Annotated in this window: 19 protein-coding genes; 13 read left to right on the top strand and 6 right to left on the bottom strand. The window is 39.4% G+C overall.

The genetic code is table 11. The annotated features are described in order from the left end of the window. The first annotated feature begins 159 nt into the window (after positions 1-159). The 5 genes from PUND_RS15095 (at position 160) to PUND_RS15115 (ending at position 8890) form a co-directional block, all read left to right on the top strand. Positions 160-1398 carry an AAA family ATPase gene (locus tag PUND_RS15095; RefSeq protein ID WP_010388797.1) on the top strand — a complete coding sequence of 413 codons (1239 nt, stop codon included), beginning with the start codon at positions 160-162 and terminating at the stop codon, positions 1396-1398. Positions 1399-1413: 15 nt separating this feature from the next. Then, entirely contained in the window at positions 1414-2376 is a 963-nt protein-coding gene (locus tag PUND_RS15100; protein WP_010388796.1) for a transcriptional regulator, read from the top strand. 415 nt (positions 2377-2791) lie between these two features. Beyond that, complete coding sequence (locus PUND_RS15105) at positions 2792-5938, top strand: DEAD/DEAH box helicase (RefSeq protein WP_010388794.1); 3147 nt, start codon at positions 2792-2794, stop codon at positions 5936-5938. Positions 5939-6518: 580 nt separating this feature from the next. Next, on the top strand, positions 6519-7988 hold the full coding sequence (locus PUND_RS15110; RefSeq protein WP_010388792.1) for a DNA recombination protein RmuC: 1470 nt from the start codon (positions 6519-6521) through the stop codon (positions 7986-7988). Between the two features lie 104 nt (positions 7989-8092). Next, positions 8093-8890: a DODA-type extradiol aromatic ring-opening family dioxygenase gene (locus tag PUND_RS15115; RefSeq protein ID WP_010388791.1), complete on the top strand. Its 798-nt coding sequence runs from the start codon at positions 8093-8095 to the stop codon at positions 8888-8890. A gap of 71 nt (positions 8891-8961) precedes the next feature. Here PUND_RS15115 and PUND_RS15120 read toward each other — a convergent pair whose 3' ends face one another. After that, entirely contained in the window at positions 8962-9825 is an 864-nt protein-coding gene (locus tag PUND_RS15120; RefSeq protein ID WP_010388789.1) for an MBL fold metallo-hydrolase, read from the bottom strand. 104 nt (positions 9826-9929) lie between these two features. Between PUND_RS15120 and PUND_RS15125 the strand changes: the two genes are divergently transcribed. Further along, positions 9930-10817: a LysR family transcriptional regulator gene (locus PUND_RS15125; RefSeq protein ID WP_010388788.1), complete on the top strand. Its 888-nt coding sequence runs from the start codon at positions 9930-9932 to the stop codon at positions 10815-10817. Between the two features lie 134 nt (positions 10818-10951). Beyond that, positions 10952-13288, top strand: a complete 2337-nt coding sequence (locus PUND_RS15130) for a S9 family peptidase (RefSeq protein WP_010388786.1) — start codon at positions 10952-10954, stop codon at positions 13286-13288. Positions 13289-13456: 168 nt separating this feature from the next. On the opposite strand, the gene PUND_RS15135 is transcribed toward PUND_RS15130, so the two are convergent. Beyond that, positions 13457-14431, bottom strand: coding sequence for an alpha/beta hydrolase (locus PUND_RS15135; RefSeq protein WP_010388784.1), 975 nt, complete (start codon positions 14429-14431; stop codon positions 13457-13459). 508 nt (positions 14432-14939) lie between these two features. Beyond that, on the bottom strand, positions 14940-15251 hold the full coding sequence (locus PUND_RS15140) for a hypothetical protein (RefSeq protein ID WP_008110823.1): 312 nt from the start codon (positions 15249-15251) through the stop codon (positions 14940-14942). Positions 15252-15360: 109 nt separating this feature from the next. Between PUND_RS15140 and nhaR the strand changes: the two genes are divergently transcribed. Next, positions 15361-16254 carry a transcriptional activator NhaR gene (gene nhaR / locus PUND_RS15145; RefSeq protein WP_010388782.1) on the top strand — a complete coding sequence of 298 codons (894 nt, stop codon included), beginning with the start codon at positions 15361-15363 and terminating at the stop codon, positions 16252-16254. 76 nt (positions 16255-16330) lie between these two features. Here nhaR and PUND_RS15150 read toward each other — a convergent pair whose 3' ends face one another. Both PUND_RS15150 and PUND_RS15155 read right to left on the bottom strand, forming a co-directional pair. Then, complete coding sequence (locus tag PUND_RS15150) at positions 16331-16699, bottom strand: hypothetical protein (protein ID WP_010388781.1); 369 nt, start codon at positions 16697-16699, stop codon at positions 16331-16333. Between the two features lie 65 nt (positions 16700-16764). Further along, positions 16765-17574, bottom strand: a complete 810-nt coding sequence (locus PUND_RS15155; RefSeq protein ID WP_010388780.1) for a sulfite exporter TauE/SafE family protein — start codon at positions 17572-17574, stop codon at positions 16765-16767. A gap of 445 nt (positions 17575-18019) precedes the next feature. Here PUND_RS15155 and PUND_RS15160 point away from each other — a divergent pair, with 445 nt between their 5' ends. The 4 genes from PUND_RS15160 (at position 18020) to PUND_RS15175 (ending at position 21508) form a co-directional block, all read left to right on the top strand. Further along, positions 18020-18994, top strand: coding sequence for a DUF1852 domain-containing protein (locus PUND_RS15160; RefSeq protein ID WP_010388779.1), 975 nt, complete (start codon positions 18020-18022; stop codon positions 18992-18994). Between the two features lie 31 nt (positions 18995-19025). Continuing rightward, on the top strand, positions 19026-20066 hold the full coding sequence (locus PUND_RS15165) for a methionine synthase (protein WP_010388778.1): 1041 nt from the start codon (positions 19026-19028) through the stop codon (positions 20064-20066). Positions 20067-20299: 233 nt separating this feature from the next. Further along, positions 20300-20998, top strand: a complete 699-nt coding sequence (locus PUND_RS15170; protein ID WP_010388777.1) for a hypothetical protein — start codon at positions 20300-20302, stop codon at positions 20996-20998. Continuing rightward, a complete protein-coding gene (locus tag PUND_RS15175) occupies positions 20999-21508 on the top strand; it encodes a hypothetical protein (RefSeq protein WP_010388776.1) in 510 nt (169 codons plus the stop codon). It begins immediately after the preceding gene. Positions 21509-21894: 386 nt separating this feature from the next. Here PUND_RS15175 and PUND_RS15180 read toward each other — a convergent pair whose 3' ends face one another. Then, the gene (locus PUND_RS15180) at positions 21895-22746 is read right to left on the bottom strand and encodes a LysR family transcriptional regulator (RefSeq protein ID WP_010388774.1); all 852 of its coding nucleotides are present in this window, start codon (positions 22744-22746) and stop codon (positions 21895-21897) included. 131 nt (positions 22747-22877) lie between these two features. Here PUND_RS15180 and PUND_RS15185 point away from each other — a divergent pair, with 131 nt between their 5' ends. Continuing rightward, entirely contained in the window at positions 22878-23543 is a 666-nt protein-coding gene (locus PUND_RS15185; protein ID WP_010388773.1) for an FMN-dependent NADH-azoreductase, read from the top strand. Positions 23544-23681 lie beyond the last annotated feature (138 nt).

Genomic DNA, 23681 nt, shown 5'->3' on the forward strand with positions numbered 1-23681 from the left:
TATTTAACCATACTTAAACTTCTTTATTTATACTAAGCAATATTAAAGGCGTAAAATTATTTTATATGTCATGTATTTAAAATGCATGTCGCCTTAAATAGTTGTTTACAGCTAATTGAATGGACATTATACTAAACGCCTAACTTTGAGGAATAAAGTATGTCTATCAATAATAATGCGCTAGATACCTACCGACTTTTGAAAGCAACCGCAGAAGTTGCTGAAAAATCACTAGAAGGACGTATTCAACATTACCGCGCCCATCTTAAGTCTGAAGAAAAAGAATTAAGAACCTACACCCAAAAAGCCGCTGCTGATTTACTTGGTTGTAATAATCGTACCTTAAAAAGACGCCATGACAATGGTGATTTTGACGATTTAAACATAAAACGCGGTGCAAACGGTCATTACGCTTATACGTTGGTTAATATTTTTGCCATGGCCGATATAATGGATATAAAACCCGATCATCGTGCACCGACAGACAAACTCCAAGTTATTGTTATTAATTCACTAAAAGGTGGTTGTGGTAAAACAACGAGCATGGTTAATATTGCTGCAGCACTTGCCACTACTAACATCAAGCGTTACCGAATTGGTATTATCGATTTAGATCCGCAGGGGTCATCATCTAGCTTTTTCCCATCTTCTGAGCCCGATCCAATTACTGTTGGTGATTTAATGCGTGACTGCATTGATCTTGAAGAAGGTGAAACCTGGCCTGAATTTGTTTCAAACTCTTTTTTACCAACTCATATTCCTAATATTCGTGTTTTACCCTCAGGTATGGATGATTTTTATTTTGAACACGAAACTGCAACTTTGCTTAAAGACACCTCAAACTATGAACAAACTCGCCATTACCATAAGCTGTTAGAGCGTGTTATCGAGCCAGTAAAAGATGAATTTGATATTTTACTAATTGATACAGCTCCTACTCTTAACTTTATGTTTTATAATGCATTAATGGCTTCTACAGCGATGCTTATACCGGTTCATCCTGAAGCGGTAGACTTTGATGCTAATAATAAATATTTAAAACGTTTAGGTGAGATTTATCATACCGTTGCAGCTCTTGGTCACGATGGTTGGGACTTTATGCAATTTCTGGTTACCAATTATGTAAAAGGTAATCACTCACAACGTGACATAGTTAAAGACGTAAGAAGCGCCTTTGGTCGCCAAGTCATGAGCTACCCTATTAATCACAGCTCAGCAATTACTGCGAGTTCATCCTCGTTTAATACTATTTTTGATCAAAAAGCGTCTGACAGTTTAGCGAGTAGAGAATCGTTAATGCGCGCACAAGAAAATATCAAAGATGTTGTTGACGAACTCGAAATGCTAATTCGTTCAAATTGGCAATCTACACAATCAAAATTAAATACGCCTAAGTAAGGATGTTGACTAAAAATGGCTAAAAAACGTAAAAATGACACCCGCTTAGATCCCTTTGCAACCGCTGTCGGCAGTAGCAGTTTAGACGCTCTTTTAGAGCAAGCTAATGCAGGCGATGTTATTCGTATGCCTGCGCCAAGCGATCCTAATCGCGAAATCACCTTGGTTTGTAAAGTGATTGCTCATAACGAGATTGAAAAATCGACTCAGGTTTATGGTAAAAATCGCCGTGTACAAGCGCTTTTAAACGAAAAGTCGGTATCCGATATACTTCCTGCAATTAAAGAAGATGGACGTAATCAGCACCCCGCCCTGCTTTGGGATCAAGGGGATATGAGTCTTGTTCTTGCAGGCTCAAGACGTCGCAAAGCCTGTATTTTGGCTGGTGCAGATTATCTTGTTTTGAGTTCAAGTGATTTTAATGAGCAAGATGCCAAAGTGTTAGCAGTTTCTTCGGATCAATACATTGCTCCAAGTCTTTGGGAGTTAGGTCAAGCGTATCAGCAAACTCGAAACGAACTCATTCAACAAGGCAAAAAAGGATCGTACCGCGAGATTGCCGTTATTGAAGGGGTATCGCATACCGCCATTGCGGATGCTATTAAAGCGTATGAGCAAATATCTGCCGATGTTATAGCTCTTTACCCAACAGCTAATCATGTTGGTAGAGAAGTCGCTAAAAAGCTGATTAACGCAAAGGAGCGAGACGAGGTTGCATTTAACGAGTTAGTTGTAGCACTTGCAAGCAATGATGAAGTTAATGCCTTAGAAGCCGACGACAAGCGCGCTATGCTGATCACTAAACTATTAACCGCAGAGCCTAAAACAGCATTAAAGCGTGAGGCTGTGCTTGAAAACGACTTTATTAGTGTGCAACGTAACCTTAAAAGTGGTGACGTTTCAATAAAAATTAATAATAAAGTGATGACAGACAAGCGCTTAGAACAACTGACTAAACTATTAAGTGCTTTTAATTAGTTAGTAATATCGTGATCTGTAAAGGGGGGTAGGTTAGTTAAATAGTGATCTAGCCCTCTTAATTAGTTAGTAAAAATCTGATCTTCCGTGGTGATAAAAAGCAAAAAAAGCCCGATAAACCACTAAGGATCGTATTTTTACTAACTAAACCTGCTCTATTTGATTAAATTGCTACCTTGTTAGTAAAAACCTGATCTACTCCTAGCAAAACCTCCCTGTTAAGTTAATTTATTGTTTTTATTTTGTAATTTAAACGCCTTTTTTTAGTGAGTAAAATTAAACAATCCTTATAAACCAATTTTTTACTAACCAATCAGATCCAACCAGTTTATTTTAAAAATAATATTGCTTTAGCTCAGCGTTGATAAGACATATACTGGAAAAATTGTTTTTAAATTTTAATACTTTGAGTGACATGTCTGCTAACTTATCAAAAAATGATTTAATGGCTATTTTTGAAGAAATTAAAAATGAGCAGGCTACCCAGTTTCCTCTTTCTGAGCGATTCATAAAAAAATTGTTTAAACCCGCGGTGTTAGCAAAAGGTAAGTCGTATTATAAAAACGGCCAAATAAGTTGGTTAGAACATAATGCTGATTTTTCTGTTGTTGATTCTACTGTGCAAGGCGATAAGGGCATTGCGTTTAACCAACGAATTGAGATCAGTAAATTACCAACTGGCTATTCAGTCGACACACACTGTACTTGTAATGTTAAAACTAAATGCCGCCATTTGGCTGCAATTTTGTTAAAACTTAAAATTGAACACTCAGGTGAATACGGCGAAGACTATTTTATTAATGACTGGTTTAGCGAACTTAGCTCGCTTAAAAACACCGATCAAGCTCATCCATCACAAGTGTTACTGTTTGTATTAGATATTGAAAACGATAAAGTATTTTTAACACCTAAAATTGCCAACTACGATAAAAATAATAATTATGCATTAGGTCGCAATTTAACTGAGCAACAGCTTAATAGTTTTGTAACCCCTAGCGACCTGCTAGAAAGTGATTTTAGATTATATAGCTGGATCCGCTCGCAAAATGCGGTCGGTAATATTGAACTCAAAGGTCAATGGGGCTTTAACGCGCTGCAGCAATTACTAGCTACAGAACGATTATTTTTACAGCGTTCGCGAGTACCTATAAAAGCGCAACCTGGCTTACCCCTAAATTTTGTTTGGGAAAAACAAAAAGAAGTCACCCAGTTAAAAATTCACCTAGATCAAATTCCTAATTGGGCGTTAATTAAAACTACACCGCCCATCTACTTAGATTTAGATAAATATAAGCTAGGCCGCATTCGCACGCCGCTCAGTGCGGACGAAATTGCTCATTTACAAACAATACCAGCACTTCACGATACAAACTTTGATCGAATTTATAAGCAGCTTGCTGATAATTTTGGTGCCGGTGTTATTCCCCATCCTACTAATGCACCAAGCATGCCTGTTAAGTCGTTGAGTAATGCCGTACTTAAAGTCAGCATGTCGGGCTCAGTAATGGCTATTTCGTTATCGTTTAAGTATAAAAATAAAAACTACTTAGCAGGTACAGCGCCTGAAAAACTAATAAACAGTGCATTTGAAAACACCGTTACCAACGAGCTGGTCAACTTAGGCTTTGATTTTTGTAAAGGGGGTTTACACAGCGAGTTTATTTTTAGTCAGGAATCGGCTATTCACTTACACTGGTTAGCGCATGAGGTGTTACCAAGCTTTAAGCAACGTGGCTGGCAAGTATCAATGAGCAAAATAAATATTGCCGATACTAAAAACCAAATTTCCTTGCATGTAAACAGAGCTGCTGGGCATCAAATGCATTGCAAAGTTGTGCTTAACGATACCAAAGTGGCCACTTTATTTAATGTAAATAATAAACTGTTTGAATCGTTAAATCGTCAAAGCGAATTGTTTTATTACTATCCCGTTGGCCGTCAATTTGGAGTTATAGATAAAGCTGCGTTTAATTTATTAATTGAGTTTAAATTGCGATTTGAGTTTATTAAAACGCGCGACGAATTTAATATTCCACTTTCATACTTACCTGAGTTAGTTAAGCACACAGCCATTAATGTTGAGTTACATGATCCGTCATTAGAGCGCTACCTTGATGAGCTAAGCAATGACGCGCTGTTATCGCCCAATATCGCCATTCATGGCTTACACGATTCTGTGGTGCTTAGAGAATACCAGCAAGAAGGCGTAGCTTGGCTTAACTTTTTAAAGCGTAATCAGCTAGGTGGTATTTTAGCGGACGATATGGGCTTGGGTAAAACTTTGCAGGTGATCGCTTATTTAGCCAGTTCTTATAATACTCCGCAGGCTGGCCCTACGCTTATTGTTTGCCCAACAAGCTTAGTGAGTAATTGGCAAAACGAAATTAACAAGTTTGCTAAAAACTTAAAAGTGACCACTATTTTTGGTGCACACCGTAATGATGCGTTGAAACACTTGGCACAAGCACAGTGTATATTAACCACCTATCCGTTATTAAAACGTGACATTGCTTATTATTCGCCACTGTATTTTGAAAACATTATTCTTGATGAAGCGCAGTATATTAAAAATGATACGGCACAGGTATCGCGGTTAGTCAAACGTTTGAATGCCGACTTTAAGCTTTGCTTAAGTGGTACCCCAATTGAGAACAATTTATTTGAATTAAAGTCGTTACTCGATTTTGCTATGCCTTCGCTATTAGGTTCCCAGGCACACTTTAAGCAGCACTTTCAAGGTCCTATTGAGCGCGAAAGTAACATTGAGCGTGCAGAGCAGTTAAAAGCGTTAATTATGCCGTTTATTTTGCGCCGTACTAAAGCCCAAGTGGCTCAAGAACTGCCGCAAAAAACGGAGCTTGTTAAAGAGTTTGAATTTGAGCCTAAACAAAAAGACATGTACCAAGGCATAACTCACGCGCTTGAAGAAAAACTCATTGATTTATTTGCCGAACAAGGCGTACAAAAAAGTAAACTCGCTTTTTTAGAGGCACTATTAAAACTTCGCCAAATTTGTTGTCATCCTAAGCTGATTGAGCCAGAAACTGACGCAGCCAGTGCTAAGTTAGAATGGTTATCAAGCCATTTACCTTTAATGCTTAGCCTTGGTCGTAAAGTGATTATATTTAGCCAGTTTACCTCTGCGCTTGATTTAATTGCAGAGCGCTTAAATACACTTAATATTAAATTTAGCATGTTAACTGGGCAAACGCGCCATCGCGATAAAGTGATAGACGAATTCACCAGTGGCACTACTTCGGTATTTTTAATTAGCTTAAAAGCAGGTGGCACAGGGCTTAATTTAACCCAAGCCGATACCGTTATTCATTTTGATCCTTGGTGGAATCCAGCTGTTGAAAAGCAAGCGACCGATCGTGCTTATCGTATTGGCCAAACTAATCCGGTATTTGTATATAAATTGATTATGGCTAACTCTATTGAACAAAAGGTGTTTCAAATGCAGCAAGATAAACAAGCGCTTGTAGATGCATTATTTACTGAAAAATCAATGAGTTTTACCCAGTTTGATGAACAACAAATGTTGTCTTTAATTAAAAGTTAAAAATTAACAATAATTTTTTGAACTTATTTGAATTGTGGGCGTCTATTAATACAGCTTGGTTAAATTGCAGTTTCTCCAAGTTTTCATGTTGATATCCCATATAGTAGTTACTAGACATAGTAATGATTAAGCCAGCCAGTTCAGCGCTGGCTTTTTTTTGCCTGAATATTTTAAACTATTTTATTTTAAAATATTTTTGAACTAATCAATAATAGCTGGGTCTATTAATATGCTTGTAGTTGATATGTTGTTATACAAGTTTCATGTTGATTTCCCTGTTTGATTACTAATTTAGTAATATTGAGCCAGCTTTATTAGCTGGCTTTTTTTATGCTCTAAATTCAACTTTTTAAAAATTATTTTGAACTAATTTAATCAGGACGCGTCTACTATTATGCTTGTAGTGATGTGTTGTTATACAAGTTTCATGTTGATTTCCCTGTTTGATTACTGATTAAGTAATATTGAGCCAGCTTTAATAGCTGGCTTTTTTTATGCGCTTAATTTAGTGCGTTACCCCTACTGCTAAAGAGCGTTATTCGTTATGATGGCATGTCACTAAATTTTAAAAGTTTATTTTATGTTTACTTCGTTTTTATCCCATTTAGATTGGTTAAGTGTAAGTGCTGGCGCTATAACAGGCATGGCTATTTGTGGTGTTGTATCAATGCAATTAAGCAAAAAAATAAAGCGCCAAGTAAATGAGCAACAACAACAGTTAATGCTATTACAAAGCCAGCATGAGCAAACGCAAAGCCAATATGCCGCGTTGGTTGAAGAGCACGATTTATTAGGGCTTACTCATCAAGAGCAACGGGATCAGTCTCAGCATTTTAAAACCCGTTTAACCGAGCAAGAAAAACAAAGCCAACTTTATAATCAATATTGGCGTAAAGCCGAAGCCGAGCTAACCGCCCTGCGCGAGCAATACAATCTGCGCGATGTAGAGCTTAATAATATACGCACTACCCTTGAGCAAAAGCAGCAACATTTTAGTGAACAACTCGTCCATATAGAGCAAAGTAAAGAAACGCTTAAAAAAGAATTTGAAAATTTAGCTAACCAAATATTAGAAGAAAAGTCGCAAAAATTTAAAACCCTCAATCAAGAAAGCATAGAGCAGTTACTTAAGCCGGTTCAAGGTGAGCTAAAAGGCTTTAGAGATAAAATGGAGTCTATTCACGTTGAAGACTTACAGCAACGTGCTGCACTTAAAACTGAGCTGCTGCATTTACAAGCCAAAAGCCAAGCAATTACCGAGCAGGCCGATAAGCTAAGCAATGCCTTACAAGGGCAAAAGAAAACCCAAGGTAATTGGGGCGAGTTAATGCTTGAAAACGTGCTTGATAGCGCAGGCCTGCGCGCTGGCACCGATTACAAGCGAGAAGTGTCGTTTAATACCGAAGACGGCCGTTTGCGCCCTGATGTTGTGGTGTATTTACCTCAAGGTCGCCACTTAGTGATTGATGCAAAAACATCGTTAAATGCCTACACCCGTTATGTAAATGCCGAAACAGAGCTTGAGTCTCAACAAGCGATTAAAGAGCATGTAAATGCCGTAACTGCCCGTATAAATGAGCTGGCCAGTAAATCGTATGACCGCCTACCAGGGATAAACTCGCCTGAGGTTGTTATTATGTTTGTACCCATAGAATCCGCCTTTGTAGAAGCACTTAAATACCAAAGCGACATTTACCAGCAAGCAATAGAAAAAAACATTTTGGTTGCTACCCCTACTACCCTGCTAACCAGTTTAAATATTGTTAAACAGTTATGGCGCTTTGAAGAGCAAACTAAATATTCAAAAGAGCTGGCTAATCGTGCTGAGCGTTTTTACAGTAAACTCAACGGCTTTTTAACTAGTATGGAAGGTGTGGGTAAACAGCTTGATAAAGCCAAAGAAACTTACGATAAAGCATTTTCTCAGTTATACCGTGGTAAAGGTAACTTAATTAAACAAGCCTCAGAATTTAAGGAGCTGGGTGTATCGGTGCAAAAAGAGTTACCTCAAGAAAGCGTTGAACGCGCTCACTTAGAGCTTGATGAATAAACACCGCACATAATTTTTGCGCACTGAGGTTGTGCATTTATGTGGCTAGTTATTTACTAACGGCGCAGGCACTATAATAATATCTGTCCTTTAGGATTAATCACATGCAACGCCCAACCGTTTTTTTCATTTCACATGGTGGCGGCCCAATGCCATTACTAGGTGATGCCAACCATGCAGAAATGCGAGCCTGCTTAGAACAAGTTGCCGCTAAAATCCCAAAGCCTTCTGCTATCTTAATGGTCAGCGCGCATTGGGAAGCTCAACCAATTAGTATAACGGCGCACTCTTCACCGCCGCTTATTTACGATTACTACGGTTTTCCTAAGCAGGCGTATCAATTAACTTACCCTTGTGCTGGCCAGCCGCAACTTGCTAATTTAGTACAACAAGCGATCGCAACACGTAATATTGACTCAAAACTCGATCCACAGCGTGGCTACGATCACGGTATGTTTGTACCGTTAAAAATTATGTACCCAGAGGCCGACATTCCTTGTGTGCAAATATCCTTGCACCCAAGCCTCGATCCGTTAATGCATGTTGAAATTGGTAAAGCGCTGCAAAGTATTGATTACGATAACTTATTAATTATAGGCTCAGGCTTTACCTTCCATAATATGCGCGCTTTTGGTGTTACCCAATCAAGCGATGTTAATCAGCAAAATCAGGCATTTGAAAATTGGCTGGTAAGCACAGTCGCAGATCAAACATTAACCGAGCAGCAGCGTGAACAGCAATTATTAGCATGGCAGCAAGCTCCAGCTGCACGCTTTAATCACCCCAGAGAAGAGCACTTGTTACCACTACATGTATGCTATGGCGCTGCTATGTGTTCAAGCACTGAGGTATTTGAATTAAATATTGCCAATAAGCGAGCCAGTATGTATTTGTGGCAATAATAAAAAACACGCCAGACTTTACTAGGCGTGTTTTTGGTTCTTCTGCATTTATTGCAGCGGTTAAGCGGCAATTACCATTTCATTTCGCCTTTATGAACTTTAGCACCAATGCTAAGAGCCATAGGTAATACAGCCTCAGGGTATGAGTTGGTCATTTTATCTATCAGCAGCTTACTGCTATCACTACTTTGCTTAGCGTGTGCAAAATCCTTTAAATACTGGATTGAAAAATCAATATTTGCAGCATCTAATTGGGTGCCTGCTTTCATATGCCCTGGGATCACCACGTCAGGTTTAAGTGCTTTCATTTCATTAAGTTGTTTTGCCCAGGTATTTTGCTCTGCTTGAGTTTGCGCATCGGCCATCCATAAATGAACATTGGCGTATACAGCCACATTACCTAAAATAGCTTTGTTATCAGGTATCCATAAATAAGGACGATGATTATGCTCACCCTCTGTACCACGAATTTCAATGGTATGGCCTTCTATTTTTAAGCTATTACCATTAAATACCTCAGGAACAACGGGGTTTTTTGGGGCGTTTTCCCCCATTTTTGGCGTCCAGAAAGCAAGTTTACCTTTAAGCTTTGCTGCTATTTTTTGGTTCACTGCCGGTGTGGTTATAATCTTTGCGTCAGGAAAAAACTGCTGTAACACTTCAGCGCCAAAGTAGTAATCAGGATCGGCTTGGCTAATAAAAATAGTTTTTAGTTGTTTACCAGAGTCAATTACTTTGGCGGCAATGCGCAGTGCATCTGCTTTGGTAAATCCGGTATCAATTAAAATTGCATCGGTACGGCCATAAACCAGCGTGGCATTAACATGAAAGCTATTGCTGTCAGCGTTATACACATCAAGGTTTAGTGGGGTTTCGTCTGCAATAGCGATATTGCTGGCTAATAGTGTGCTTAGTAAAAGAGTGCGTAGGTTCATAGTATTCTCATCATTGGTTGCTAATGCGAGCATAATAAAGGTTTGATATGTTCAGAAAAACAACCAATAATTAGCATCATTGTTTCATAAATCGTGCAAATACTATGGATAAACTCACCGCAGCGCAGGTTTTTGTGGATGTTGCCTACTCAGGCAGTTTTACTGCCACTGCCGATCGGCTTGAAATGTCACGCCCTATGGTTACTCGTCATATTGAGTCGGCAGAGGCCTGGTTAAATACGCGCTTATTGCATCGCACTACCCGTAAAGTAACGCTTACCACCGCCGGCGAGGCCTGTTTACCCGAAATAGAGCAATGGTTAGCACAGGCTAACCGTTTAGTTGAACAAACTAAAAGCCAGCAACAGTTGTCAGGTAAAATACGAGTAGCGACCAGTATGTCGTTAGGTTTTGCACAATTAGCCCCTATATTTACACGTTTTATGAAACGTCACCCTAACGTGCAAATAGACATAGATCTTGAAGACTCAACCACAGATCTAATAGAGCAACGTGTTGATTTAGCAATACGTATTGCAGCCAATCCTGATCCTTCGTTAATAGGTAAACCTATTGCCGAGTGTGAATCTATATTAGTGGCCTCAGCCAGCTACCTTGCTGATTATCCGCCAATAACGACACCACAACAGTTAAGTGCTCATCAGTGTTTAGGCTATAAAAACTTTGACCGATATATTTGGCATTTACACAACGGGGATGAGTTTCAATCAGTTGATGTTAAATGCAATTTAAGTGCAAACGAGGCCACCACATTACTTCATGCAGCTATAGCCGGTGGTGGTATTTCAGTACAGCCTACGTATTTGGCAAATCAATATATACTGGATGGTCGCTTGCAGCGTGTATTAGCGCCATGGACATTAAACCCAATGAAAATATATGTGCTTTACCCTTCTCGTCAGCATTTATCGGCAACAGTAAGAGCACTAATCGACACGCTCAGTGAAGAATTTAAAAATCCAGCATGGTAATAAATTATAAAAGTTTGGGTTTAAACCATAGCTTTGTGCGTTAAGCATACTGATATTCTGTAGGTTATTTTGTTACAGTAAATGTAATAAGCGCCTTAATCCATAAAGGTCAGCAGACCCAAGGAACAATAATAATGAATCTGATCAAAACATCGGGCTTGGCACTGGCCATTGTTGCGGGCTTAGGCTTGCAAGCATGTTCAAGTACCAGCATAACAACCAACAATAATGCAGCGATGAGTACCGTGAATAATCCATTAAGCCTAGCGCAAATTTATAAAGATAAAGAATTTAAAACCCAGCGAAGCACTTACTTTAAGTGGCTAGACGATGGTACCGGCTACACTGTGCTTGAAGAGCGCGAAAGCGAAAAAGAAAAAGCAGACGATAACAACACCGATGACGACAAAGAGCACGGCGTAAAAGGCAACGACATTGTATTTTACAATGCTGACGGGACAGGCCGTAAAGTACTGGTTGAGTTTGAAAAGCTACTGCCAGAGGGCGCAGACGAGCCATTTGCAATCGAAAGCTATCAGTGGTCAAAAGACGGTAAATGGCTGATGGTATTTACCAACAGCGAGCAAGTTTGGCGTTCGCGTAGCAGAGGCGACTTTTGGTTACTTAACCTTGAGACAAACCAATTACAGCAATTAGGTGGTAAAGACGTTGAGCCAACTAAGTTAATGTTTGCTAAGTTCTCGCCAGATAGCTCAAAAGTGGCTTACGTGCGCGATAACAATATTTATATGCAAGCGGTTGGTAGTAACGATGTAACCGCGCTCACAACCGATGGTAACGCCACCATTGTTAACGGTAATTTTGATTGGGTATACGAAGAAGAGTTTACTATTGCCGATGGTTTTCGTTGGAGCCCCGACAACAAATCAATCGCCTATTGGCAGCTTGATACTAGTGACGTTAAATTTTTCACTATGATCAACAACACTGACGAACTGTACCCTACCCTTAAAGAATTCCCTTATCCTAAAGCGGGTGAAACCAACTCTGCCGTGCGTGTTGGTGTGGTAAGCCTTGCTGATAAACAAACCCGTTGGGCTGAGCTTGAAGGCGATAACCGCGACCGTTACATTCCGCGTATTAGCTGGGCAGGCACTGGTAATGAATTAATGATTCAAGATTTAAATCGCCCACAAAGCCATAACAAAGTGTGGTTGTTTGATTGGCAAAAGCAGCAACTGACTAAAATTTTAGAAGACAAAGACGATGCGTTTATAGAATGGTTTTATAAAGCCAACTGGTCAAAAGACGGCGAGTTTTTTATTTGGCACAGTGAGCGCGACGGTTGGCGTCATCTTTACCGTGTATCGCGCGATGGCAAAACTATTATCGACCTAACCCCAGGCGATTACGACATTATTGATATGCTGAGCATAAATGAAGATAAAAACGTGATGTATTTTATTGCCTCGCCAAACGATCCTGGTCAGCGTTATTTATACAGCACACCGCTTGATGGCAGCAGCAAACCGATACGGGTCACACCTGCTGAGTTTGAAGGCTCAAACAGCTACTACATGTCAAAAGATGCCTCATGGGCTATGCACACTTACTCTAAATTTGGCACGCCACCGACTAAAGAGATCATTAAAGTGGCAAATCATAGTAATGTAAAAACCTTAGTTGAAAATACAAAGCTTAAACAAAAGCTGGCTGAGCAAAGCTTACCAAAGCATGAGTTTTTCAAAGTAAACGCGCAAGATGGCACCGAGCTTGACGGCTACATTATGTTCCCAGAGAACATGGATAAAAGTAAAAAATACCCGATTGTGTTTTACGTATACGGCGAACCATGGGGCTCAACCGTTCAAGACCGCTGGGAAGGTAATAGTTACTTATATAAATCACTGCTAACGCAAAAAGGTTTTATTGTGGCATCGGTTGATAACCGTGGTACACGTGCTCCAAAAGGCCGCGATTGGCGCAAATCGATTTATAAAAAAATTGGCTCAATTACCGTGCAAGACCAAGTCGACGCACTAGATGCCATGGCTAAACGCTGGGATGTAATAGACACAGACCGCGTTGGTGTGTGGGGGCACTCAGGGGGCGGTAGTTCAACCCTTAACTTACTGTTCCGCCACGGTGATAAATTTAAAGTGGGCATTGCCTCAGCACCCGTGCCAGACATTCGTTTATACGACACCATTTATCAAGAGCGTTATGCGGGCAACCCAAACACCGATCCTGAGAGTTACGATAACACCTCGCCGATTACCTTTGCTAAAAACCTAACTGGTAAGCTATTGCTTATTCACGGCACAGGCGATGATAACGTGCATTACCAAGGCTCAGAACGCTTAATTGACGAGCTTGTAAAGCATAACAAGCAGTTTGAATTTTTCTCATACCCTAACCGTTCACACAGCTTGCGCGAAGGCAAAGGCACCACTTTGCATTACCATACTATGATGGCTAACTTTTTTGAAAAGCACTTACTAACCAAGTAATCGCTTTAAAAAGTAAAATACTAAAGCCGCACACTAATTATTAGTGTGCGGCTTTTTTAATCAAAATGTAACGGGGGTTTACAAAGCGTAAGTTGGATAGAGTGCAACGAAACCCGACAATAATAAAAAATGACTTATAAACTCAATGTCATCTAAAATAGCGAAGGCTCACCATGTTATTAGCCATTTTTCAATTTCGATAACATCATCACGATCAAACACCATTAAACTTGAATGAGAGCGAGCATTAAAAGTTATTTTTTTTACTAACTCATTTTGTATAGATGAAAAGTAAGCCGGAGGGGATAGAGAGTCAACATCTGAGTTAATTAACAATACAGGCTTTTTAGTCTCAGTTAATTTAGGCAATAAATTTGTTTCTTGAATGGTTACTCCTGCCTCAAACATTGCCTGGTTAACAATATTATCAATCTCGCTATGAAAAAAATGACTAAGCAAAGGCGATTTATAAGGTAAGTACTCCTTAGCTGCAACGTCAAAACTCATCATTGGGGCAAGTAAAATAGCAGCGTCAACATATTCTGATGATAATAAGTTACTTGCAGTAAGTGCTCCCATAGAATGGCCGACTACAACAGTCTGGTTATTTGGTTGATTTAAAAGTGATTCAGCAAGCAGTTCATTTAAAATGCCGTGCTCTTTTGCTGCAAATACAAATGCTTCAGTTGATTCACCATGGCCAAAAAGATCTGGAATAATAACGTTCATACCAAGCGCTCTAAAATAGATAGCTGAAGCCATCATTGCTTCTTTACTGCCCCCATAGCCATGAAGTAATAAAGCAGTGCCTTCAAAACGATTAAATGTGTCTGGTGTCATTCTGTGTGAAATTGTATTTTCTACATTATTACCAGTTGCATGAAGGTTGTAATAAACAGAACTCTCTTGCGAAAATTCGGCTGCTTGATAAGGTTCAGCAGTCAGATATGTAATGCATTGAGTGGTACTAAAAGAGCAAAATTTTTGTTTTTCAAAGCCAATGTCGCTAGGTTTTGCTTTTATAAACTGTGCTTCAGAAAGATAGATACCGGGGTTTGACATGACGTAACTGCCAATAGAAGTACAGCCAGACAAAGAAAATATATAAAGTGTAACTGCTAATAGTTTGGTGAAATTTTCCATTTTCGCTTCATTAGTTAAACTTGAACATCAACACTTTAATTAAGCAGATAACGTCCTATGAGGTGGAGGAGGTTTTAGCCGTTAGTTAGGCATTTTTTTATTATTTCAAAGTACCTTAACAGTATCTTCTATCCACCTCAATTTTCTCGAGTAAATAAATCTGTTTGGTATTAGGTAGACACTTGCTTATTAATCAAAACCCAAATTTAGTGCTTAGTTACGACTTTGAGTTACTTTTTTATCTAAGTTTTATGAATTTAGGTAATTGAAAATTTCACTCTATTTTTAATCAAAATGGTGTGAGGGGTTTACAGCTGAGGTCAAAGGTTAAAGGAACAAGGTCAAAGAATTTTAGTTACGGTAAGTTGGATAGAGTGTAACGAAACCCAACAAGGAAATACTGCTCAATAGGCAATAATTGAATCGTTTATTACTAAACATAGCTTGGAATTAGAGAGGCATTAAAAAAGTAGCATCCATGCCACTGCAAGTGCGATATTAATAAAAATTAAGAGCTTGGTTGCGAAGGTTGATACTTATTAACGAGAATGTGCTGCAAACTTTTAAGTGCCCGCTTTATCGCTTGCAGCATACTTCTTCCTTTTGTATTTACATTAATACTGGGTAGCCCCGGCAAAAGAATATTAATTTTACATTGCTGCAAAGTGCCGTGGCGCTCACTCGAAAGATCATTTATTTGAATCTCTACTTTACGAATATTTAAAGCATGTTTTGCCAATTGGCTTTTTATCAACTTCAAAAGCGACATCTTTTCACTTGCGTTAATTATCTTGTTTTTAACTGTAAGTTTTAGCTTCATGCAATTACACCTTTTAATAGTAACTATGTTGCAGGCATGACTGTAATCTACTAACTTAGTGGCAAAGGAAAAAGCTGATTATTTCTTACTTTAAAACAGGTATTTTCGAATGATTACCAACATCAACTACAATCACTTATATTATTTTTGGCAGGTAAGTAAGCACGGCAGTATTGCAGCGGCGAGTAAAATACTTAATTTAACGCCGCAAACGGTCAGCTCACAAATTACTAACTTAGAGCAACGATTAGGAAAACCGCTATTTGTCCGCCGAGGGCGAGGCCTACAGTTAACGGAATTTGGCCATGTAACTCAGCAGTACACCAATGATATGTTTGCCATAGCTCACGAATGGCTAGAAACTACGCAAGGCGATACCACGCAATACTCACGAACATTAAAAGTGGGTATTTCAGATGTGTTACCCAAATCATTGGTGTCGAAGTGGCTAGCGCCTTTAATTAATAACGACCGTATTACCAACTTACACTGTATTGACGGCCAACAAGATGAGTTGCTGGCACAAATGGCGATTCATAAGCTCGACTTAGTGTTAGCCGATAAACCACTCGATACCACCTTGCCATTTAAGGCGTTTTGTCATGAAATAGGCAAAAGCCAAATCGCTCTTTTTGGTAATGAAACATGGCATTCGCAGTTACATAAGCAGTTTCCGCAGTCTTTAAACAATAAGCCTTTAGTGCTCCCCGCAAAAGAAAGCCCTGTCGCGCGTGCTATTTATTATTGGCTACAAGAGCAAGACATTGAAATGACAATAGCAGGCCATGTTGACGACAGCGCATTAATGAAGTCGTTAGGTGAGCAAGGGTTTGGGATATTCCCTGCGCCTATTTTGGTAAGAGCTGAAGTGGAGCGCCATTACGGCGTAAATTACATTGGTACAATTGATAATGTTTATCAGCATTATTATGCGTTTACGCCCGACAGGCTCATTAAAGACAGTATTTATGACGAATTCATAAAGCACGCGCAAATGACGTAGATTTTAGTTAATCGCTTTAAGATTGACGGGCGTCGGGGTGCGGGTTACGGATCTAAAACCTTACACTTCTCATACCTCAAAATAAATATATTAAAAATATCAACAAGGCGATAAAGAATACCGGAGTGAGCAAATAAAATATGATATTGGCTACTATTTTATTGTTATCTCTAAACTTTAGTACTTTTTGGCGTGCGGCAATTAAGGCTGGAAATGTAATAAATCCTTGGATACCGATAGCTAAAGTAATAGTAAGTTGCATGATAATAATTTGCCAGTATTGCTCTGGGTCATCAATTAACGATGCTTGTTGATAGTCGCTGCCTGTCGTTCCAAGCTGATGAGCAGTTCCTGTAATTAACCCTATAATAGGTGATATCAAAAAGAATAAAGCAACACTTAAGATTGTTTTATCAACTTTATCCCTTAATTTAACTATTTTCATAGCATCCTTGCCTTAAAGTTTATTATTTCAAAATATATTCGCAAGCAAGCCTGCGAACTTTAACCTTATCGAGTAAACATATTGATTGCCATTATTATTAATAAGCCGGCAAATATTTTCTTTATGGTTGAAACTGGCAAATAATGGGTGGCTTTAGCGCCGAGTGGCGCAGTAAACCATGAGGTGCATACAATACCCAATAAAGCGGGCAAATACACAAAGCCTGCAAATCCTTCTTTTAGGCTAAATAACTGGCTGCCTGAGCTGATATAACCCATTGAGCCAAACAGGGCTATCACAATGCCTGAGGCCGAGGCGCAGCCAATGGCTTTTTTCATATCGACAGAAAAAAACGTCAGTAACGGCACTAATACTGCCCCGCCACCAATACCTATCATGGCAGATAACCCACCGGTTATGGTCGTATAAACACTCAGCAACCCTTTGTTTGGCAACGGGCGCGCTATTGCTGAATCATTCTTACCTGAAAAAATCATTTTTAATGCAATTAACACCACACTTACAGCAAATACCAAACGTACCACATGCTCAGGTAACAGCGCGGCCATAAAGCCACTAATGAGCGCGCCAAAGGCAACGCCCGCCATCACCCAAGGTGCAATATCCCACGGTACATTGCCATTTTTATGATGCGCAATAGCCGACGAGGTCGAGGTAAATAAAATAGAGGCCAGCGAGGTCGCAATGGCAACCACCACTACTTGTTCAGGTGGCAAAGCATTAAAGTGCAGTAATATCATGCTGAGTATGGGCACAATCACTAGCCCGCCCCCTATTCCTAATAAGCCTGCTAAAAAACCAACACCGCTACCTAATATGGCGCAGTATATAATTAACACTATTAAATCACTCATTCCTTTTGTCTCTTCTTATGTTGTGGAAAGTTCTGCGGCGGTGAGCTGCTTAATAAAGCGCTTAAGCTCACCTAAGTTTATTCGAGTATATCAACAACCGTTTATGCAAATGGCACTTTAAGTGCCTATAAGCATTGAATAATACTCACGTTTTGTATGAATAAATCACAACACCTGTAAAAACATCTAGAAATCTAGACTTCTAAATTGGGTTTTGTCTGAGTGGGAGCGTCTACTAGCCTAATTTATTCATTCAACTTAGTAAGAGAGTGAATCTGGCTCATGTTTTACCTGAAATAATACCGTTTTTCTTCATGCCACATAGCGCGTATAAATTTATTAACTCTGCAAAGCACCATTACAGTTATCCCGTTAGTTTGGTTTTAACAGCGAGTAATGTGTCATTGATAAAAGCAGTAACAACTCAAATTGAAAGGATACGGCTATGAGCACTGATCTTACATTTACTATTAAAAGCACTAACTTGGATGAAAACTACCATCCATCAAATAACACACGTATTACGACTAATTTCGCTAATTTAGCAAGGGGTGAAAGCCGCCAACAAAACCTGCGTAATACCCTAAAAATGATCAACAACCGCTTTAATGCACTGGCCAGTTGGGATAACCCACAAGGGGATCGTTACGAGGTTGAGCTGGAAATCATTTCGGTCGATTTAGACATTGCAGGCAGTGGTCAGGCATTTCCGTCAATTGAGGTATTAAAAACCAATATTATTGACCGCCAAACCAACGAGCGAATAGAAGGCATGGTGGGTAATAACTTTTCATCGTATGTGCGCGACTACGACTTTAGCGTGTTATTGCTTGAGCATAACAAAAGCAAACCGCAATTTAGCATTCCCGATAACTTTGGTGACTTACACGGCAAGTTGTTTAAATGCTTTGTAAACTCAAATACCTATAAACAGCACTTTAAAAAGCCACCGGTTATTTGCTTAAGCGTGTCTGATAACAAAACCTATCAGCAAACCGAAAACTTACACCCTATTTTAGGCGTAGAGTATCAGCCTAATGAGTCGTCGTTAACAGAGCAATACTTTAAAAAAATGGGCTTACAAGTGCGCTACTTTATGCCACCAAATAGCGTTGCGCCGTTAGCGTTTTACTTTTTTGGTGACCTACTTAACGACTACAGCAACCTTGAACTAATTAGCACCATTAGCACCATGGAAACGTTTCAAAAAATTTATCGTCCAGAAATTTATAACGCCAACGCCGCCGCTGGTAGCCGTTATAAACCGAATTTAAAAAATGACGACCATTCGTTAACGCAAATTGTGTATGACCGCGCAGAGCGAGGTCAATTAGCGGTAGAGCAAGGTAAATTTACTGAGCAGCATTTTATTAAGCCTTATCAGTCAGTGCTGCAGCAGTTCTCGGCAAGTATCGCTTAATCACACAACAAAATTAAAGGCAGCATTTATTATGAAAAAACTATTACCTACATCATCAGCAGGCAGCTTGCCAAAACCGTCATGGCTTGCTGAGCCCGAAACCTTATGGTCACCGTGGAAATTACAAGGCAGTGAGCTGGTTGATGGCAAACACGACGCCCTGCGTATTTCCCTGCACGAGCAACAAACTGCAGGCGTAGATATAGTCAGCGATGGCGAACAAACTCGCCAGCACTTTGTAACCACCTTTATTGAACACTTAAATGGCGTTGATTTTGAAAACCGTAAAACAGTTAAAATTCGCGACCGTTACGACGCCAGCGTACCCACAGTGGTTGGCCCTGTGTCTCGTACTAAATCGGTATTTGTTGAAGACGCCAAGTTTTTACGCCAGCAAACCAGCCAACCAATTAAATGGGCACTGCCTGGGCCAATGACCATGATCGACACCCTGTATGACGATCACTATAAAAGCCGTGAAAAACTAGCGTGGGAATTTGCTAAAATACTCAACCAAGAAGCCAAAGAGCTAGAAGCCGCTGGGGTTGATATAATTCAATTTGATGAACCTGCTTTTAACGTGTTTTTTGACGAGGTAAACGACTGGGGCATAGCCTGCCTAGAGCGAGCAATAGAAGGGTTAAAATGCGAAACCGCCGTGCATATTTGCTACGGCTACGGCATTAAAGCCAACACCGATTGGAAGAAAACCCTCGGCACCGAGTGGCGACAATACGAAGAAGTATTCCCTAAGTTGCAAAAATCGAATATTGATATTATTTCGCTCGAATGCCAAAACTCACATGTACCTATAGAGCTACTAGAACTGGTACGCGGTAAAAAAATAATGGTAGGCGCAATCGATGTAGCCACCAATACTATAGAAACACCTGAAGAGGTGGCAAACACCCTACGCGAAGCGCTTAAATATGTAGATGCCGACAAACTATACCCCTGCACCAACTGCGGCATGGCCCCCCTGCCCCGCGATATTGCAAACGGCAAACTCAACGCTTTAAGCAAAGGCGCAGAGTTAGTACGTAACGAACTATTAGCAGCGAATGTTGCTTAATTTTTAGTTACAGCTGCTGCAAAAAAGCCACACCTTAACACATGTTGAGGTGTGGCTTTTTTAATCAAAATGTCATGGGGGTTTACAGCTGAAATGCAAGGTTAAAGGCAAAAGGTGAAAGGTTTTAAGTTAGTTGAATATTGGTTGGGTAGAGTGCAACAAAACCAGCAAAAATAGTTAAATTTAACCGGGCCGCTAGGTACTATCGATTGAGTGGAAAGTGCCCCATTTGCATGCTGTCAGGATCTATAATTTCTGAAGTCAAGATTTGCCCCCTTTTGCTTAATAGTGTGGGTGAAGAGCAGGGGGCAGGTGATACTGATGGGCATATACTGCATAGCAGTAATGATGGTACTTCAAAAGACAGTAAATCTAGAGATGCCACAGAGAATGAAAAAAGCAAAATTGTTGTACGTGCTAAAGCTGAAAAAGCTAGAATAAATGATCTAGTTCAAGAGTTAAGATCTGAAACAGGTGAAAAGTATGAAACAGCAAAGAGTAATTATGGTTTTGTTGATAACAGCGAATTTAAAACTACCGCTGATCTCTTAATAAAAGATGCTGGGAAAATAGATGCAAAACTTAGTGAAATTATTAAAAACCCATCATCTATTAAAGTAATTGATACAAATGATGTAGGATTTGAAGGTACTTATAATATAATTACTGTTGAGATATCAATGACTACAACTTATTTAAATGGTAGTTCAGTGAGTGGTCTTATACACGAGATTTCACATTCATTTGGCGGGGAGCACCCGAATGGAGGTTACCATTTTAATAAAAAGGAGATTAGTATTCGTGCTAATAATGCTCGGTATCGCCCTTTTTATACAGACACTCAGGCGTTAGACAGTCAAAGGTTAGATAGAGCTGATCTATATAAAAATGTTTATACACTTGATTTTGTGCTCCAAAATAAGAGGTTATAAGTGATTGATAAATTAATACTGTTGGGGGGTGCTATTTTATCATCTCACACTATGTCTAGCATGGCTGCTGAACATAGTGTTGATTTGTATAATAAGGTCTATATTGATGTGACTTGTTCAGTGGTTAAAGGCATTGCTACTTTAAAGTTTCACAATATGACTGGCACCTATGTAAATATAGAAGGTGCAAATGACAAGTTCGGCATTTGGGAGTCGGATGCCATTAAAGTTGTTCAAAAGAAATCATATTCAGAGCATTACACACGTTGGGAATATGCTAGAAAGAACAAGTTTTCTAGTTATGAAGGTAATGACCCTATATCGAGTTTAGTCCTTGCTCCATATTCAAAGCGAGAGTTTGATGTTTTTTATGATAAAGAATTTGAATTAAAATCAGGCGACGAATACATGTTATACCTAACATTTTCTGCTTATATAAATAGTTATCCGCTCGACTTTAAAGTCTTTAGGTCCAACAGGCTTTTGACCTCAAGCGATAATTGCTACTGATAGAATTAAAATGAGGTGAATAGGGTCACCCATTAGAAAGTTCCGATCAAGCAAGCAGCTGTGTTTTCTTGATCTTTTTATTCAAAAAGCCAAGTGTTCTTATTATTTAAACTCAATTTAAATATGACTACGCACCTAGTAATGACGTCGACTGGTGTGAATATACACCAGTCACCCATATGAATTTAGGCGGTTAAGCATCGTTGATGATTAGTTAAGGCCCTTGGCTTTCGCCCCGTCGCCAGAGTCAAATCTTGACTTCATACATTAAATTTATTGACTGACCAATTATTCTTATTTTAATTATCAGGTAAAGTCTAAATCAATAAGATAATTAAGTAACCCTCTACTTTTAGCTATTACTTAATTAGATTTATAACTAGCCCTTATAAACTCAACAACCCTTCTACCCATTCTAAAACGAGGCGAGTATTTCGGGTTTGAAAGCGCTGCTTATTAGGTATGTAGTAGCAAAAGTCAGATTCAACTACGTGGGTATTAAAGTTTTTAAGTAACTCGGTGTCTAATAATCGTTGTACTAGCGTGGTTGAGCAAAAAACCAGTCCTGAGTCTGCCATAGCTTCTTGAATACCAAATAGCTCTTGGTCAAAGGTTTTAATACTAAATAACGCAGGATCTAAGTTGTTTTGAGTAAGCCATTGTTTAATTGGAGGCTCACTTAGCGAATTGTTTTTCCATTTAGTGGTATAGAGCGTAACTGGGCCATTTTGCCATGGGATATCCGCGGCTTTGTATGAGCCGAATACGTTAAATTGTTCGGTTTTTATAATGTCATCAGCGTTTATATTGCGCTGCTGGCCAAAGCGAATCGGTAAGGTGTGTAATTGCTTATCAACGGCTTCACTGGTTGATATATCTACTTCAAGATTGGGCTGACTTTTTGATAGCTCCTGTAATGCGGGTATTAAACGCAGTGCGGCCAGTGATGACGTAGTGGTTATTTTAACGGCGGTGCCTTTAGCTTGTACGGTAGCTAGCGCTTGATTAATAAGGTTAAAGCCATTGCTTGTTGCTTCACTTAAATATTCACCTGTGGGGGTAAGAGTGATTTTTCTAACTTGGCGGTAAAATAAATCGACGTTTAAACGGTTTTCAAGGTTATTTATATGATGCGAAATCGCGGTTGGCGTGAGCGATAGTTCATCCGCGGCGGCTTTAAAACTGCCTAAACGCGCCGCAGCTTCAAAGGCTTTGAGTGCTTGTAGTGATACTTGCATGGGGGATTATTCACACCAAATAGAATTAACTTATAGGTGAGTATAACTTATTTATAGTTAAGGTTTACTCGTTTGTGAAATATGCCTGTTAGTAAGATGATTAACCTACATTTACTAATAGGATAAACAGTATGACTACCCTACTTCACGTTGATGCAAGCGTAAGAGCTGTTAAAAACGACAACCCAGATCACGATTCAATCTCTAAAAATATTGCTAAGCATTTTATTGATAGCTTTGCAAAGCGCCAAGCTATAGATGAGTATTTTTATCGTGATGTTGGTGTGAATCCTCCGTCTTTTATTACCCAAGACTGGATAGGCGCAGTATTTACACCTGATGATAAAAAGACTGCTGAGCAACATCAGTTACTGGCCTTGTCAGACACATTAATCGCTGAAATTGCCGCTGCCGATATTATTGTGATTTCCTCGCCTATGTATAACTACGGTATGCCCGCACAGTTAAAAGCATGGTTTGATCAAGTGATACGTATAAACCAAACTTTTGATTTCGATCTTTCCCGTGGGGATTTCCCACTGCAGCCTTTGCTGGACGGTAAAATATTAGTTGTGATCACCTCAACCGGTGAGTTTGGTTTTGAGCAAGGTGGCATACGTGAGCATATGAGCCATTTAGTGCCGCACTTACGTACGTTGAGTAAATATTTAGGCGTGAGCACCATTCATGAAATTGCCTCAGAATATCAAGAGTTTGCCGATGTACGCCATCAACTATCGCTCGATAATGCTTATAGCCAAGCAGCAGTGCTAGGGGGGCAGTTAAGTAATCAATAATATAAAAATACCGCATTTACCTTGCGGTATTTTTAACGAAACCGCTGCCTGTTTACAGTGTTGAGATGAAAAGCTGAGGCTGAAAAGATGACCATAATAAGCTTTTATTGTCAGCTAGGTGTTTATACCCTACAAATA

The sequence above is a fragment of the Pseudoalteromonas undina genome, assembly GCF_000238275.3.
In the GTDB taxonomy this organism is placed as follows: domain Bacteria; phylum Pseudomonadota; class Gammaproteobacteria; order Enterobacterales; family Alteromonadaceae; genus Pseudoalteromonas; species Pseudoalteromonas undina.

Bases quoted from the DNA above. Each gene is read 5' to 3' on its own strand.
- PUND_RS15095 (WP_010388797.1), top strand. From the start codon at position 160: ATGTCTATCAATAATAATGCGCTAGATACCTACCGACTTTTGAAAGCA.
- PUND_RS15100 (WP_010388796.1), top strand. From the start codon at position 1,414: ATGGCTAAAAAACGTAAAAATGACACCCGCTTAGATCCCTTTGCAACC.
- PUND_RS15105 (WP_010388794.1), top strand. From the start codon at position 2,792: ATGTCTGCTAACTTATCAAAAAATGATTTAATGGCTATTTTTGAAGAA.
- PUND_RS15110 (WP_010388792.1), top strand. From the start codon at position 6,519: ATGTTTACTTCGTTTTTATCCCATTTAGATTGGTTAAGTGTAAGTGCT.
- PUND_RS15115 (WP_010388791.1), top strand. From the start codon at position 8,093: ATGCAACGCCCAACCGTTTTTTTCATTTCACATGGTGGCGGCCCAATG.
- PUND_RS15120 (WP_010388789.1), bottom strand. From the start codon at position 9,825: ATGAACCTACGCACTCTTTTACTAAGCACACTATTAGCCAGCAATATC.
- PUND_RS15125 (WP_010388788.1), top strand. From the start codon at position 9,930: ATGGATAAACTCACCGCAGCGCAGGTTTTTGTGGATGTTGCCTACTCA.
- PUND_RS15130 (WP_010388786.1), top strand. From the start codon at position 10,952: ATGAATCTGATCAAAACATCGGGCTTGGCACTGGCCATTGTTGCGGGC.
- PUND_RS15135 (WP_010388784.1), bottom strand. From the start codon at position 14,431: ATGGAAAATTTCACCAAACTATTAGCAGTTACACTTTATATATTTTCT.
- PUND_RS15140 (WP_008110823.1), bottom strand. From the start codon at position 15,251: ATGAAGCTAAAACTTACAGTTAAAAACAAGATAATTAACGCAAGTGAA.
- nhaR (WP_010388782.1), top strand. From the start codon at position 15,361: ATGATTACCAACATCAACTACAATCACTTATATTATTTTTGGCAGGTA.
- PUND_RS15150 (WP_010388781.1), bottom strand. From the start codon at position 16,699: ATGAAAATAGTTAAATTAAGGGATAAAGTTGATAAAACAATCTTAAGT.
- PUND_RS15155 (WP_010388780.1), bottom strand. From the start codon at position 17,574: ATGAGTGATTTAATAGTGTTAATTATATACTGCGCCATATTAGGTAGC.
- PUND_RS15160 (WP_010388779.1), top strand. From the start codon at position 18,020: ATGAGCACTGATCTTACATTTACTATTAAAAGCACTAACTTGGATGAA.
- PUND_RS15165 (WP_010388778.1), top strand. From the start codon at position 19,026: ATGAAAAAACTATTACCTACATCATCAGCAGGCAGCTTGCCAAAACCG.
- PUND_RS15170 (WP_010388777.1), top strand. From the start codon at position 20,300: ATGCTGTCAGGATCTATAATTTCTGAAGTCAAGATTTGCCCCCTTTTG.
- PUND_RS15180 (WP_010388774.1), bottom strand. From the start codon at position 22,746: ATGCAAGTATCACTACAAGCACTCAAAGCCTTTGAAGCTGCGGCGCGT.
- PUND_RS15185 (WP_010388773.1), top strand. From the start codon at position 22,878: ATGACTACCCTACTTCACGTTGATGCAAGCGTAAGAGCTGTTAAAAAC.